This window comes from Bacteroides sp. 51, from assembly GCF_010500965.1.
Lineage (GTDB): Bacteria > Bacteroidota > Bacteroidia > Bacteroidales > Bacteroidaceae > Bacteroides.
The window spans coordinates 151,434-168,515 of the sequence record NZ_QVMI01000006.1 but is presented as its reverse complement, the minus strand read 5'-3'; the positions used below and the strand labels follow the sequence as shown (position 1 = coordinate 168,515).

Here is a 17,082-nt window from a genome sequence, read left to right as displayed (position 1 = left end):
ATTATTCAAATTTAGTATTATAGTATGAGATGTAGTTACAAAGTATTTTCTTTGCCACATCCGATGGTCCTGAGGGCTGATCAAGATTATCTAAAATATCTAGTGAAGAGAAAATGATTTTTCCTTTTCCACAAGGAAGAATACCAACGGCGGTTCCCAGTTCAAAAGGTGTACTTTTGTAAGAACCTACCACCATTTCTTCGCCACTTATACGGAAGCCGAAACGTTGATCGCCATTGCGGGCTACGGCCTGATATGGCCAATTGAGGGCATCATTCACTGGTAAACCTTTAAACAAGGGATGATCTTTTACGAAATGAATGCCGCCTACCCAGTTTCTGCCTACAGAATAATAGCCATTATATTTTACTCCAGTGTTTTGAGCCACCAGATTCATCCACGATTCTGCTGCATTCAATAAGATCAGCGTAGTGCCATCGTTCTTTACACGGTCAATTAATAGTTGTGGTTCTATAGCGGTGGTTGTAGGGCGCGACCATTTCAGTTGCACCTCTCCCGAACCGGCATTCTGTGTATATTCCACCCGGATCGTTGCAGGTTTCCCGGCTTCAAGCATCACGGGGCGATCCAATGATACCGGTTTCCGGTTGCCCCAGTTATCAATCATTCTTTGTCCGTTTACCGATAGTCGTATTCCGCTGTTACTGCTAAGACCAATCAGGTATTGTCCGGATTCGGTAGGTAGCAATTCTCCCTCCCACACTACAGAGAAAGCTTGATTTGCCGGAACCGAAGCGTCGGGTTGTGCTCCACCAGCAAAATGGCGATCAATCTTGGTATCCGGTTTCTTCTGAGCCAGATCACGCATATCATTATCCTTATAGAAGCTGACCTGAAGGGTGGATTGTCCATCTTTATTCAGGAAAAACCCGGGATCAATAAGCATAGGCTCATCGAGTGATGGGCGTGTAACCACCAACCAGTCTAGAGATTTTGTCTCAGGAGTAAATGCTTCTATCGGGTTGCCGGTTTGCTGCATGTAGAATCCGGCAAATTTATCGCCGTCCTTTCCATAATAGGCACCCTTGCCTTTCAAACTATCGGCATTCCAGTCTACAGCCAATACTTCATCATGGCCTTTTGCATACGTATTTCCGTCGGCATCGACTATCTGGGCGGTTATCTTATATTTCCCTCCTTCCTTCCGGATAGGAAGAGTGATATTCTCTAGTAAAAGTTGCCCGAAAACCTCGTCACCTTTTATTATTACAGGTTTGGTGTCTTTATGTACGATATTCCCGGCAGGATCAACTACGTTGATTTGCAATGCATAACTTCCTTTCAGGTCTTTCTCGTTGATGATATAGAAATCAACCGAAACATCTGCCGGCAAGCGAACGATTTGTGAACGGGAAGAAACAGCAATATATAGCGGCTGGGTATAATAATTAAACAAAGAAACGTCTCCCTTGGGATTGCGATAGATATCTACAATACCCGAATGATTATCGTAAGGCATAGCTTCCCACCCGTTTACCATATAGCCATCGCCGATGTTCTGCATTCGCATTCCCTGAATCCGTCGCCCCTGATGTTCAAAAGAGACATTTCCCATGAGTCGAGTCAGTGAGTCAATGTTACCGAAATAAGGTTCAAGTTGCTTTTCGCGGAACATATTGGAGAATGATTGGTATTGTTTTTCCCAGAATTTGCCATCCCATCCTGATTCTCCGGATGAAGTAATCGTTTCATGAATCTTTTGAATACGGGGCGGAGTAGATAGTGCACCTTCTTCACCGCGAAAGTAAATTTCTGTCCGGTTGTCAGTGTACATAAAATTATCTTCCGGACCTTTGTAATATTCTTCCAACCAGGTTTCCGGTCCACCGGCACGATGATTGTCGAACCATCCTTTTCTATATAAAGTTGTATCAAACGGAAGCATATGTGCCTTTGAATCTTCCTCTGCATGTTCACTGCCTGCCCAACCGGAAGTAAAAGTCATAATACGGCTCGGATCAACAGCATGAGCTTCGCGCATATCATTCATTCGCTTGGCCACCAGTTCCTTATCACGACTCAACACTCCTCCGAATTCATTAATCAAATTGTAGATTACCAAACTGGGGTGACTGCGGTCGCGTCGTACCATGCGTTTCAGCTTTTCATTCACAATGCTACGAATAAAAGGATCGTGATTGGCCGAATGGAATGAACCGGGTTCTTCATAATAAAGTAATCCCATTTCATCTGCCTTTTCAAGTACTACCGGACTACCAATGCTACGATGGAAATTGAGTGTATTTAATCCCAAGACTTGAGCTGTTTCTATTTGCTTTTCAGCCATTTCAGGGGTTGCTATGAGTCCCGTAACCGGCCAATATCCCCAACTGATTGCACTACGGAGCATAACTCTACGACCATTCAGGCGAAGAACTGCATCCTTGCCTATTCCATCTACAGTAAACCAACGGAATCCGAAAACCTTTTGGTCATGGTCTAGAATCTTTTTACCCGATTTTATCCGTACCTCACAAGTGTACAACTCAGGAGAATTTAAATCCCACAGATGGGCATCAGGAACAGTCACCGGGATACTCATTGTTTGTAATCCTTCGGTAATGGGCTGTTTCTTCAACGTTTGTTGGAAAACAATCTTCTCCGGATTCTTTTTCTCGCGTACAATTACCTCCAGGTCTTGTTTCGCCTTTGCCGAGGTGTTGTTTTGGATACTAATAATTGCATTAATTGATTTAATATCCGGAGTGTTTTGTATATATAAGTCGGAAATATGTATGGGATGAACAGCCTCCATCTTTACTCTTCCTATAATTCCTCCGAAACCTCTTCCCGGAGGAACATTATAACTCCCCCATTTATATATATCAAAATCCTGCCAATGGAAGTTACCTCCGGGGTTGGTTACTCTGACAGCTAGTTGCTGTTTTTCACCGGGACGAATGAATGGGGTAATATCTGCCTGGAAGGGAGATTCGCCAATGATATCATAGGCAACCAGTTGTTTATCAATATATACCTCTGCCCGCATTCTTACCGATTCAAAATGAAGAATAAACCGGCGTTCTTTGAGTTGTTCGGGCACTTCGAGAGTACGAAACCACCAACTTACTCCTCTTAGATCTTCCGGGCGGGGACTGTCGGATGTCGTGAAGTATTCCTCTACTGTTCCCGGAACTTTAACTGAAATGGCTTGTTGTTGATCCAATTTATTCCATCCTCCGGTAGGTACATTAACCGGCAGAATGGACAAATCGGTTATCTCAGTCGGTAAATACAACTTGTCATCTTTCCATGTAGCATCCGTATCTCTCCAAAGCCACCATTGGCTATCCGAGAGATTCATTGTACTACGTCCTTCTGTAAGGTTCGAGTTTTTAGAAACAGAGTTCCCCGTTTTCTGTGCTGCAAAGCACAAAACGGATGAGAAAAGTAGAAGAGTCAAAAAAACGTGTCTCATAATATTAGGTTAGAATTTACATTATCGACACAAAAATAACGTAGATACATTAATTACAGGGTTAACAAACGATTAATACCCCGAAATTATTAAATAAAAAAACAGTTTCAGGAAATAACCTGCTCAAAAGAAAGCTTAAAGTCAACTCCAAACAAGGATTGGTATTCCTTAGCAAAAGACATATATGTTTTCTGAGCCAACCCATTCTTACCCATCTCTACCAGCAAGGTCGTTTTTATTTTTAAAGCGTCCTCATTCAAAGAGTCATGAGCAAAAACCGCATCTGCAATATTTATCATCATAGAGGGTGACAGGTTTAGCTCGGAAGAGCGGGATATCAGATTTAATAACAGATCAATCAACCTGTTTGAAAAATCAGATTTAAAAGTATCAATCCATTCTGTTTCGAGATTGGGCAATAGTTCTCCGCCCGATACAATAGAAATTAACCGGTTAATATCTTTATGATCGGGTTGTTTCACCAAACGATTCATCAAAATCAGAGCCTCATAGTAATCGCAATAAATATCTTCATCAAATTCGACTGTCCAATAAGAGTTAGCGCTGCTTATAGATATTTTGCCTATCTTATCAAAAATAGTTCTCAATTTGCTTAATGATACTCCCCGGTTATTTTTAGCACTTTCATTGGTTTTATCAAACCACAGGATCTCGCGTAGTTTTACGGAAGAAATACCTTTTCCATCTTTTAGTGTATATAATAATATAAGGAGAAACAGTTGTTTTAATGTTGGGGTAAACTCACCGGTTATATTATTCGAGTCTTTATCAATTACCTGGAATCCACCGAAAAGCAAAATAGATTGTTTATTCCGCTTGTCATGCAGAGGTTTTATTCCTAAGATTGGGTCATAATCGGGTTGTACGCTTTCTTGAAGTTTACTTTCAGCAGGGCTAGAAGTAGTTCCCATTTGTTCTACTTGTTCTATTCCTTTTACTTGTTTTTCAGTTTTGCTCCTCCTCCATATCATTAGTAACACCAAACCTAAAAGGATTGCTGAAATAATAATATATATCCAGGAAGATGAAGCGTCGGATTCATTTTGGTACAAATCCGTACTATTTAGCGGAGGGAAAGATAAAGTATATATATTCACCATTCCTTTTGAGTTCTTCTCATCTGTATATGAGGTAACAGCAATCAGTTTTGATTCATCACTGCTTAGATATAAGTCGGCATAAGAATATATATCACTAAATGGGTATGGGATGCTATCGGCCAGAATTTCATAAGAAGGCTCGTCAATCGAAAAACGATATAACTGTAAGGTGGTATTAAACTTTTGATGCGGAAAGCATAGTGCATAGAAACAATTATTCGATGAATCGACAACCAATGAGTTGACAACTACAAAGTTATGTTTCTCAGGATTTAGTTCCCATTTCTTCTGGGTAAGCGAAGTTTCCAGATCAAAAGTATAGAGTTCATAATAATTGCGGGGAGATAACTCCTGATTTCCTTTTTCGCTTCCGTATCCTCCGAAAAGAAGCAGAGTTTTCTCATCCAAAGCACCCAACCCGGATAAATAACGGGGTGTGATGGTATCTCCTTTATATGCCCCAATTTCCCATGTAGATGAGTCAAAATGATATTTATGGAGATCATTCTTATAAAGATGGAAACCGTATCCGTTGAAAGTATATAACGTATTGGTTGCAGGAGAATAATAGCGATTATGATGCCAGTAATGTGGGTTATCAAAATCGACAATGGTATTGTTCCATGTTTTAGCCACTGTGTCGTATGTCGCTATATCACCAATAAAATCGTAGGTGACATACTTATCATCACGACTATTATATATCATCTGGTTGGACTTATGCCCTTGAGGCACCCCACTCCGGAGCACATGTTTTCTCAACAGTTGTTCTTTCAGGCTGTACAGATAAAAATATTTATTATCTGCTATTGCTACCTGATCTTCTTCTCTATTGAAGATGATTTGAGGGTGTACATCGGTTGCGAATGATACTTCCTTCTGCCAATAGGCATGGCTATCTAATATCCACTTAGGCGACAGACAAGATGCGAAACGTCCTTTCAGTTCATCGAATACCCCATTGCTTGTGTGCTGTGACAGCTTCCAATAATATATAGGTGTATCATCAATGTTCTTGATAAATACATCTCTGAGAAACATGGTAGGGACATCGTTGGTTTCATAAGATAATATCTCATTTTTACCAAAAACGATCCGGATATCTTTCAGATTCTTAAAATAGTCTTCTGTTTGTTCGAACTCTTTGCCATTAATGAATAGTTTCAGGACTCCTTTCTCTGGTTCGAGAAGGAGTTTCACTTTTATCCATTGATCGAAGTCCGTACCCAATTCTTCAAATGTAGGACTCCAGAGCTTCTGTCCCGATTTATAGACGGTAGCCAGTTGTGGTTCAAGAACCCGGCTATTCCGGGTTCTGCTCAACATAAAATCTATATATTCATTATTTTCTCCTATTATTCTGAACACATATCCGAAGGTCTGCAATATCTGTTTAAAGGATACATCGAACTCCAAAATAAAACCCTCCGGAAAAGAAAACATTCCATCCGGGGTCAGGTTCAGACTTGTACGCTCTTCTTTCTCTACTTCATAAGATTTAAAGGCAAGACCATATTGGTAGGAACTTTTCCCTTCTACAAGTTGAATACAGAAGAAAAGGAAACATAATAATAGTATGTATTTAAGATTGGTTCTCACGATTAAGGAACAAATAGATTCTGGCACAAATATCGTATTAATTATTCAAATATAGCAATTTACTACTAATATTAATTGAACAAGCCAAAAGAAGATTTCTTATAAACTCTTATTTTGCCATTTATTTCTTTTGAGATAAATCAGAGATAATAATAGCAAGACGACTACATATAGTTGTTCGGCAGTCCAATAGACAGCCAGCGGAATACCTGGCGATCGAGACAGTAGGAATAGGTAAGATAAATATATTGTTATATTCACCATCTGGAATATAAAAGCGATTTTTGTATTACCCGTACCTATTACTGTATTGCAATATGTATATGCCGGAACGGAAATAATGAATGTTGAAAGCATAACACAAAACGGATAAAATGCCGTATGGATAATTGTTATATCATTGGTAAATAAGCGTAGTAAACTCCCCGAAAAAGCAAAAGCCAATAATATGAGTGGTATCCCTATCGCATAATTCAGAATAATTACACGACGACAGGTTGCCATCACTTTCATTATTTGCTTTGCCCCAATAAGATTGCTGACTAATGAAATGATAGTTGTTGCAAATGAATTGACGATTACAAAAAAGATCATAGAAATACTTCTTACTACATTTGCCGCAGCAAGTTCACACTCACCTAAATGCTCAATCGAAACAAAGAAAAGAAACCACGGAGCAATACAGAAAAACGACCGTACCATGGTCCAGACAGATATATTCAAGAGATGAAGCGATAATCCTAAATCAAAAACGACACGTAAGCCATAGCGTTTCTTGTCCACATACCGCCACATATATATAATAAGGAATAATAGTCCGATAAGTCCCGACAATGATGAGCCAATGGCCGCCCCACTTATTCCGAGTTTAGGGAATCCGGCTTTCCCGAAAATAAGTAAGTAATTGAACAAGGTATTACATACTACCATAATAAGAGAGTTGGCGGTAAGGATTTTAGTATGAGTTGTCCCAATAAAAAAGGCACGAATGGCCAACAAGGGGAAAGCAAACAGGTAATTGTAATCCCGCCACTCGATATATTTCATCGTAGCTTGGTAGACATTGTCTGATGAAATCATAAAGCGAAGTAATGCAGGGGAAAATAGCTTGGATAGTATAAATACAATAACAGCAAAAGCTGATAGAAAAATGATGCCCTGATAAAAGACCCGCCCAACATCTGCGTATTGTCCGGCTCCATTCCGCCTTGCTATAACGACCTGTGCACCGAGGCTAAAGCCAAATCCCAGCATATAAATTGCGGTATAGTACATGGTAGCCAATGCAGATGCACCTAAGTCTATTTGACTAACGTGCCCCAGAAAAATGGAATCCGTAAGATTTATCAGTTGCTCCATGAATAGGCTCACCATGATAGGCAGATTGATGAGCCATATTTGTTTATATGTATAATTCATTTGTTTTTATGAAATGGCATGTTTGTGCAACATCCTAAAATGCCACAAACAATGATTAGTAATTGTATAGATTAAACTCTGTAAAGGATATGGGCACAACCATTTAATGCCGGAAAGATACTCCCCGGCATGCCCAAAGCTGAATAGCTATATACAGAGTTGCCACTTCATATGTTAAACAATTTATTTTATATCAAGGCAATTACAAATATGAGTAAAAAATATCTTTTGGGCAAGAATTTCATTATTCTATTTCCAGAGGTTCTTCGCCAATAATGTATTATTTCAATTCAAATCGCTTCTTGTCTGGACTCGTTTTACTATCTCCACCTATCCAAACATCGAAAAAACCGGGTTCGGCTTTACGAATTAAATCAATACCATAGAAAGCCAGATCATCAGAAAATAAGGTGAATGTGACTATTTTTGTTTCACCGGCATTTAGGCTGACACGCTGAAAGCCTTTCAATTCCTTTACGGGACGTATAATCGAGCCGACAAGATCCCTCACATAAAGCTGTGCAATCTCTACCCCATCTATATTGCTTGTATTTCTCAAAGTTACACTGACAATAAGAGAGTCATTCATACTTATTGTAGGAGAAGAAAGTGACAGCTCCGAATATTCAAACCGACTATATGACAAACCAAATCCAAAAGGAAACAGAGGGCCCTTCCCTGAATCCAGATAATGCGAAACATCACCAACAGAAGTCTGTTTCACATCTTTTGTATCCGCATTTAAGGTTCTTGCATTATCTGGTGCAGGACGTCCGGTATTATTGTGATTATAATAAAGAGGAATCTGTCCTACCTCACGAACAAATGTAACCGGAAGTTTTCCACTTGGATTGGCCCTTCCAAATAATAAATCCAGTATGGCAGGGCCTCCCATAGTACCCGGATGGAAATTATAAAGCACAGCATCTGCATAAGGCAAATCACGTTCTATCGTTAAGGGTCTTCCGGCCATTATAACAAGAACAACAGGTTTTCCGGTTGCTTTGATTTCTTTCAATAAAGCTGATTGAGTACCTCTAAGATTGATATCGGACAAGGAACTTGCTTCTCCCGAGAGTTTAGATTCTTCGCCCAGGAATACAACAGCAACATCGGCATCTTTAAGCGAGGGAGACAAAGCCGTTTCATAAGTAAATTTAATATTTTCATATGCTTTATCGCTCTTTAGTGCACCGATTGGAGTTACGGTATGGTTTGCTTCTCCATCAAAGATCCATGTACCTAACTGATCGTATGGAGCATCGGCCATAGGGCCAAAAACCGCAATCTTCTGCGTTTCTTTTAGCGGTAGTGTATTATTCTCATTCTTCAATAATATAGCCGATTTCAATGCGGCTTCTTTGGCAGCTTGCAAATGAGCATCTGTATAAACAACAGACGTTTTTTTAATCTTCACATAAGGATTGGAGAATAAGCCTAAACGGAATTTCATTTGTAAAATGTAGCGCACAGAATTATCAATATCAGCAACAGATACTTTACCTTCTTGCACCAGTTGTTTCAGGTGGGTAACATATAACTCTGTGTTCATCTCCATATCTAAACCTGCATTTGCGGAAAGCATAGCCGCATCTTTTCCATCGGCAGCAAAGCCATGAGTTATCATTTCTCCAACAGAATTCCAGTCGGAAACGACTACGCCCCTGAATTCCATTTCCTGGCGCAACACATCTTTCAGCAAATACGAATTGCCGGATGTGGGGATGCCATCATTATCATTGAATGAGGTCATTACAGTAGCAACACCTTCATCTATTGCTTTTTGGAAAGGAGGTAAATAGGTATTTCTAAGAGCAAGAGGAGTTATACTTGTGCTGTTATAGTCACGTCCGCCCTCGGCTGCACCATAACCTACAAAGTGTTTGGCACAGGCAGCTATATTATTCGGTAGAGATAAATCTTCACCTTGAAAACCTCTCACCATAGCCGCCCCCATGAGTGCAGAAAGAAAAGGGTCTTCGCCCAGGCTTTCAGCGATTCGTCCCCAGCGTGCGTCGCGTGCAATGTCGATCATCGGAGCAAAGGTCCATCGGATACCATGTTCCGAAGCCTCAGCAGCAGCAACGCATGCCCCAATCCTTGCGACCTCCGGATCAAAGGATGCTGCTTGTCCCAATGGAATCGGGAATATCGTTTTATATCCATGTATGACATCGCGGGCAATGACTAATGGAATCCCATTACCGTTTTCAATAGCAGCTTTTTGGAGTATATTTATGACCTCGGTGTCTGTTACATTCAGCAAAGAACCGACCTCACCTCGCTTTACTTTTTGAAGTAGTTCGTCATTCAGCCCTTCAAAATTCAGTTGATTCATTTGCCCGATCTTCTCATCCAAGGTCATTTCAGACAGAAGTGATTCTACTTCATACCTATAATCAGGTTTCTGTGAGTATGAATAGGACGTTATGCATAATAACAGTACTAAAAGAGCAAAAGGTTTGAATGGTAGAAGATGATTATTTTTCATAATTTAATTATTGTTCTGAACTCAATTTATTGTGTACTCTATAATTCTTTGGAGTATCCTGATATACTTCTTTAAAACATTTGATAAAATAATGAGCCTGGCTAAATCCGGTGAGATAACCTATTTCAGATATGGAAAGATCTGTTTCCTTCAGCATATTTGCCGCTTTTCTTAACCGGACATTCCGAATAAAAACATTGGGCGTTTCACCAAGCATCAACTTAAATTTCCGGTGCAGAACAGTTTTACTTAGGTTCATTTCCGAGGCGAACTCATCTATTTTAAAATTCTCATCCATTAGATGGTCTTCTATGATTTTTATAGCTTTATTCAAAAAATCATCTTTCGGATGAGACTCTACCTGATCGTTCTGCGGAGATAACAAATCGGAGATAATCTGCTTCCGGCGTTGCTGACGGGTAGCATATACATTCACCATATGCTTAATCAGAATATCCGGATCGAATGGCTTTTTCAAGTAAAAATCCGCACCGGCTTTGTATCCCTGCATTTCATCTTCAGAAGAAGATTTAGCCGAAAGCAAAATTACAAAGATATCCGAATACATCGGTGTATTCTTTATTGTGGAACAAAGCGTCAGACCATCCATCTCGGGCATCATCACATCGGAGATAACCAATTCCGGCAGATTATTTTTGATATATTCCAGTGCTTCAACACCGTTTGCAGCTACAGCTACATCAAAGTGAGCAGAGAGCTTCTTCTTCAAATAGCTTCGTAATTGCAAGTTATCCTCTACAAGCAGTATTGTGAATTCATGCTCTATGTTTGTTTCCGAAACAGATGTATCTATACCATCCGTTTTCTTAGCCGGAAGGTTTATGGTAACTGTGGTGCCTTCTTGTGGAACAGACTCTATTGAAATATCCCCATCCATCAGATGGAGGAATTTGCGGGTTGTATACAGTCCCAGCCCTAACCCTTGCGAACTGGTAGTTTTATCCTCCTGATAAAACTTTTCAAACACCCTCCGTTGATTCTGCTGCTCAATACCAATGCCATTATCTTTTACGGTTATATAAAAGACTTCCGATAATGCATCATAAGAAAGCGCTACTTCAATTTTACCCTCTTCCTTGGTGAATTTCAATGCATTGCTGATAATATTATAGAGAATACGTTCCAGTTTTATCGTATCAACAGATACATGAAGATCGGAAACACCGGAATGATAAGTCAGGCTAATATGATTGGACTTAGCCAAATAATCAAAAGCATTAACTATGATCCGGATAAACGACACTAACTCCACACTTTTCTCTTTAATCTCCGTATCAAGCAATTCCGCCCGCTTAAAATCGAGAATTGTGCTGAATATATCCGAAAGGAAGCCTGCATTTTTTGAAATGATCTCCAACTTCTCATGTTGATCTTCGTTAATCTCCTTATCGCGCATCAAATCACTGATGGGTGCCATAATCAGCGAAAAAGGCGTCAACAAGTCGTGTGAAAGTCCGGCAAAGAAACTTTCTTTTTCCTGAAGCAGTTCCTCTTTCTTCTTTTTCTCAATTTCCTTCAGCCGCAACGTCTGGCGTTTTTTATAGTGATTCTTTACAAGAAAGAACAAGGTAACCAAAGCAAGCATGATAACAAATGATAAAGTCGCATAGAACCATCCCGTTTGCCACCAAGGTGGAGTAATCACAATATAAAGGCTCCAAAGCGGATCGTTTTGATCCGACAGCGATGTATTGTTGTTCGAACGGATAAATAATGTATAGTTGCCCGCCGGCAGTTGTGAAAACGTAATCGGCTTGGAAATATCCAGGTATTGCCAGTCTTCACTAAATCCTTTTATTTGATATTGATAGCTGTTATGATAGTTTTCCCAACCTATTTCGGTAAACGACAAGCTTATCCATTTGCAGAGATACGACAAAGTTATGGCATTTACATACTCGGTATCTTCATTCAATACTACCTTACCATATACCTCTTGACCTACATTGACGATCTGATGATCAATCTGCAATTCGGTCAGCAATATCTGAGTTTCATTCGGTTGGTTCAGCACAATCTGCGGATCAATCAACAACAAGCGATTCGTCCCGCCAAATACTACATATTTAGCTCCCTCTACTTCAAAACGGGCAGAAGAAAACAGTATCTGATTGTTTTTACCTCCGAGGTTTATTTCTTTCAACTCTCCACTATCATTTACATAGCAAAAGATACGATTCGACACAGAAAACCAGACATTGTTATAGGCATCGAGAACCACATCGCGAATAGCACCTTCGGGCAGCATTTCCGATAGAAACGGATTCTCTATTTCTCCTCCATTTGTATACTCCAGTTTACGTAAACCTCCGGATGTTCCTAGCCACAGACATTTATTCTGAATATCGTCCGCCAAACTATAAACCATTTCCGGCACCTGCTGTCCATATGTCTTCGCTTTATTCGTAACCGGGTTAAATAAATAGATGCCAGTGTGAGAAGATATCCATATTTGTCCATCATTCGATTCCGAAAAACCAGTGATCTCGTCCATTCCAAATGAATCATAATGAACATAATCGGTAAATATTTTCCTGACCGGATTGTACTTCATGGATACCAACCCAAATTGTTTCGTTCCCATCCAGAAAGTTGAATTATGGCTTTTGAATATAGATGTCACTTTACCGAAGTTCTTATGGGCATGATAAGTTTGAAGCGAGAAGTTAGCATCTCCATTGCCTTTTAGTGGGGCATATTGAATACCAATATCATCATTTCCCACAATCAAAACCTCATCATCCTTGTAAAGAGACAGGATATATTTATGAAATAGATTTCCGGCATTCTTTATTAACCTGTGGTTAAGTTTACGGGCTTTCAAATCGTACAAATAAAGTCCGTCACCCTGTGAGCCTACCAGCAAACTGCCATAACCAAAGTCGTGTAGAGCATAAGCCGCAGAATAACCATTTTGGTTGATTGGAGAAAGAGGAGTTATTCCCTTGTCTTTATCGTCAAGCCGATACAATCCCATGCCATATGTTCCTATCCACAATCGATTGTATTTATCTCTAAAGAAAGACTGAATGACAGGGGCATTCATAGATAAAGACTTAAGAGGTGCATGCGCATGTATATCGGCCACTTTCACCCCATCGCCCCATGTACCCAGATAAAGTTTATGGTCAACAGAAGGGAATATACAATATATATCAATAATATCTTTGGTTATGAACTTTTCTGTAACAGAGTATGTTTTTTCATCCCATTCCAGTTTACATAACCCATCCGTCCATGTAGAAAACCATAAACTATTCTTTTCCCCGGTATCCAGGAATTGGGTTATGGCATACTTGTTTTCATTGAGTTTTATATCCTTTTTTTTCTCAATATCATATAAGAAATAGCCATAATATGTTCCCAACCAAAGTTTACCCATAGGTTTCTCTACTATGCTCGATACAATATTCTGCGGATAATGTCTGGAAACCTGATAAGACATCTCACCTGTACTATCCGGCGACAATTGGTATAGTCCATTTTCCCAACTCCCCAACCAGATGTTCTTTTGTGAATCTTCGTAGATAGATATCACTCGTTGAGGATACTCTTTTACCATCTCGCTAATATGGGTGAATTTATTCTTTCTGGGGTTAAAGATATCCACGCCACCTGTTTTCAAGCCAATCCATAAAAGTCCCTGCGAATCGAACATCAGCGTTTCGATATTATTCTCGGTAAGGCTGTTTGTAGTAGAATTATCGCTTCGGTAGACTTTGAATTCCTTTCCGTCGAAACGGTTCAATCCATCGTTCGTTGCGATCCATAGAAAATTCTCATTCTCACAGATGGCAGTAACATCGGTACCCGATAAGCCATCTATGGTTGTATAGTGCGTATATTCCTGAGAAAAAGAAGATACAGACAAGACCAGAAGAAAAAGTATCGTTATGAAGCGGTTTATTATTGTGAACTCTCCTCCTTCCCGAGGAGGAGTACCCCGAAGGGGGGAGGTGGTGGGAGACATTAATAAATTCATTTCAGTTTATACTCCAATACCGTTATTGAATACCCTTTAAGATCAACATATTCACCATTAACCGTTTTACTTTGCCATACCGGATTTACATCATCGGGCAAATTACCAAAATATTCCCAGCCCCGAGCCAAAAGAGTTGTTTTATTACTTTCGATTTCAAGCCTCAGGCTACAAGGAGTTTCTTTTTTATTTATAACATACACATATAATAATTGTTGCTCTTTATCTATGCTTGAATAGGTTATAATACTTCCATCTGATTCACTCTTTACCATTTGTTTACCCAAATAATTACCCCAGATTTTCAATGATACGCCTGTCGGATTTATATTCCCATTCATATCCAATGCATCGTGATCAGTAAGAGGACGGTTTTCATTTTCAATCCAACGTGTATTCCAGAAACACGAGAACTCAATTTGTGGTTCCATTAACAACTGTCCGGTCATATCAAAAGAAACAATGGCATGTCCCATATCATTTGTCCCTTTCCACAAGCCGAACCAATCAATTGTTCCGTACTCGGCCACAATCATTTTCCAACGGTCCAACTGTTCTTGGGTAGCGTATTTGTTCATGGCATTCAGTGCCGTTTGAGCAGGCCATATCAGGCATTTGGTTGAATCGCTATACGTCTGGTATCCTTCATGAAAATCAAATACACCATAGTTACTAACACACAAACGGTCAATATAATCTCCAGCCTGAGTGATTACAGCCTTAAAGAATTCATCACTTTCACCATTAGGTATAATCAGAATTGAAGAATCTACAGCTTTCATCGCTTTTGAGAAAGCAATTACATCCTGCGCATAAATATCTGCATTGGAATTGATATTGTTCTTGTTCCAGCTTTCATTCCCAATCATCCAATAACGAACGCCATATTTCTTTGTGATATTGGCATAACGAACCCATTCTGCCGCATGCTCAATCAACGCTTCTCTTTTTGCAGAACGCTTACCTTCTACTTCGGGAAGCAAATAACGATCGGCTGCAACTACAATAATAGGTTCAGCATGTAAAGAATGACATAATTCCATGAACTCATCAAAATCCAAAGGGTCATAAACCAGTTCGCCATCGGGTGTAAACATTCCCGGATAGTCTTCAATGGCTATTGTACGAGTTACCGTGGGATTCGATTTTTTATAAGGTGGAGCACTAAACATATAGAGATCTGATTTTTCACCACCCGGATAACGCAAGTACCTTACCCCCATCTCTCGAAGGGCTTCTGTAACAGTTCTTTCAGGATTAGGAAAGCGTCCACCGTCCATAAAGTAGCTCAGATTGATTCCTATCGGATGGTTGGATATGTCGTTCACCACACTGTCCGGATATACGTGAAGCGTTATTACTCCGGGAGTTTTCTTGCTACACGAAACCAACAGGGTGGTGAGTAGTAGCAACATATATATAGGACTCCTAAATATCATAGCTACGATCAGTTATATCCGATTATATCCCATACAGAGAATTCCTCTTCATTTAGCATTACTTTCTTATCTTTTACGAATTCAACCAGTTTATGCCAGTTTTCATCTTCGGCATTATACCACATCGCCTTATCAAACTTTCCTTTATAGGCTTTAAAGCCTGCTCCGGTATATTTTAACGGACCAACATACAGATTATCTTCTATAAAATTATGGGTCGACTCCGTTGCATCGAATGCTAATGTGGGTTCTTCTACAAAGATATAATTGTTTTTGAAATAAGTACTATCTGCGTATCCACGCCAATCGTCGGAGTGAACAAGGCGTTTATCCATCTGAGGCAATTCTTTTTTACAGATATAAAAGATATTCTTCTCAATCGTGCTATTACGTGTCGGGCCTGTGACATGGATAACGGGCGAATAATGTTCGGTTTTCTTTTCAGTTACAATATGCTTCCGGATACCGTCGTTGATGCTTATATTGTATTTCACTACGGTACCTTTGTTCCCAGCGCTCCAATCTTCGGGCCAGCCACCGGAATTACAAAGCAGTAGAAAACCACCTTCACTATTATCACTCAGGTTGAACTGAAATAATGAATTGTTGCTATTGTAATCTGAATCAAAACCATATCCATCAGTTTGAGATTTATGCCCGCTTACTACATTATACTGTACGATGGTATTATCGCTTGAGAAAGGCCAGATACCATCGCATGCTTCGGTTGCAGGGAGCGTAGGTGGGCAGTTCTTCATTACATTGTATTCTACGATTGCACCATCACATGCCGTAGGAACGATTCCGTCGCCGGGTACTCCATCTAATATATTATTGCGAATGACAACATTTACACTGGGTAGCCATTGCTTTCTGATCCAATTGCCCCACATGATAATGCCATTGCGCTGAGAATCTTTAATCAGGCAGTTTTGCACCAATAATCCATCGAAGTAGGAAGGAATAGAGTCTGTACCATCATCTCTGAAGTTTCGTAACATCATGGCTTGTCCGCCCCCTGCATCTTCATGTTCATGTCCTTCGCCTTTGATCAGCGAACCGTATACATCATGGATAAAAAGGTTGTCAAGAGTAATATTCTCTGCTTTTCCGTAATTGTAGATTTCGACAAACAGTCCGCTTAAATGAGGGCGGATCTTTTCGCCTTTATTGGATATTTCAAGATCGCGAACGATGATATGCTCGACGTTATGCAGGTGAACCATTTCCAGATGTGTTGCATCTCCTTTTATATGTGGCATGGCTTCTCCGTCGTATTTGCCGATAACAATAGGGTTGCCCGGTTCGCCTTTACCAGAGAAGAAGAACTTTTCCGTAAATACACAACCTGACTTGAGTAAGATGCTATCGCCTGGATTAACGGTAAGATCATTCAGTTTACTTAAGCTTTTGAACGGTTGGGATGGAGTGGTTCCGGTATTGGAATCGCTACCGCTAACTGCATCGAAATAGTAATTGGTATTGCCGCTGGGAGTACAAGCGGTTAATATAGTTAAGCAAGCTATGCCTATGGTTTTAAATAATGATTTCATAATATGTTGTTATATTAG

At 39.9% G+C, this 17,082-nt stretch carries 7 protein-coding genes; all 7 read right to left on the bottom strand.

From position 1 onward, the window contains the following. Position 1: 1 nt before the first annotated feature. On the bottom strand, positions 2-3,325 hold the full coding sequence (locus D0T87_RS07075; RefSeq protein WP_239063538.1) for a PA14 domain-containing protein: 3,324 nt from the start codon (positions 3,323-3,325) through the stop codon (positions 2-4). Between the two features lie 221 nt (positions 3,326-3,546). Beyond that, positions 3,547-6,159, bottom strand: coding sequence for a hypothetical protein (locus tag D0T87_RS07070; RefSeq protein WP_163174208.1), 2,613 nt, complete (start codon positions 6,157-6,159; stop codon positions 3,547-3,549). A 99-nt stretch (positions 6,160-6,258) separates the two neighbouring features. After that, the gene (locus D0T87_RS07065; RefSeq protein WP_163174206.1) at positions 6,259-7,578 is read right to left on the bottom strand and encodes an MATE family efflux transporter; all 1,320 of its coding nucleotides are present in this window, start codon (positions 7,576-7,578) and stop codon (positions 6,259-6,261) included. A 280-nt stretch (positions 7,579-7,858) separates the two neighbouring features. Next, a complete protein-coding gene (locus D0T87_RS07060) occupies positions 7,859-10,069 on the bottom strand; it encodes a glycoside hydrolase family 3 N-terminal domain-containing protein (RefSeq protein ID WP_163174204.1) in 2,211 nt (736 codons plus the stop codon). Positions 10,070-10,076: 7 nt separating this feature from the next. Then, entirely contained in the window at positions 10,077-14,072 is a 3,996-nt protein-coding gene (locus D0T87_RS07055; protein ID WP_163174202.1) for a hybrid sensor histidine kinase/response regulator transcription factor, read from the bottom strand. After that, the gene (locus D0T87_RS07050) at positions 14,069-15,511 is read right to left on the bottom strand and encodes a hypothetical protein (protein ID WP_163174200.1); all 1,443 of its coding nucleotides are present in this window, start codon (positions 15,509-15,511) and stop codon (positions 14,069-14,071) included. Before D0T87_RS07050 ends, D0T87_RS07055 begins: the two co-directional genes overlap by 4 nt. A gap of 8 nt (positions 15,512-15,519) precedes the next feature. After that, positions 15,520-17,064 (bottom strand): right-handed parallel beta-helix repeat-containing protein, encoded by a 1,545-nt coding sequence (locus D0T87_RS07045; RefSeq protein WP_163174198.1) that lies wholly within the window; start codon positions 17,062-17,064, stop codon positions 15,520-15,522. Between the last annotated feature and the right edge of the window lie 18 nt (positions 17,065-17,082).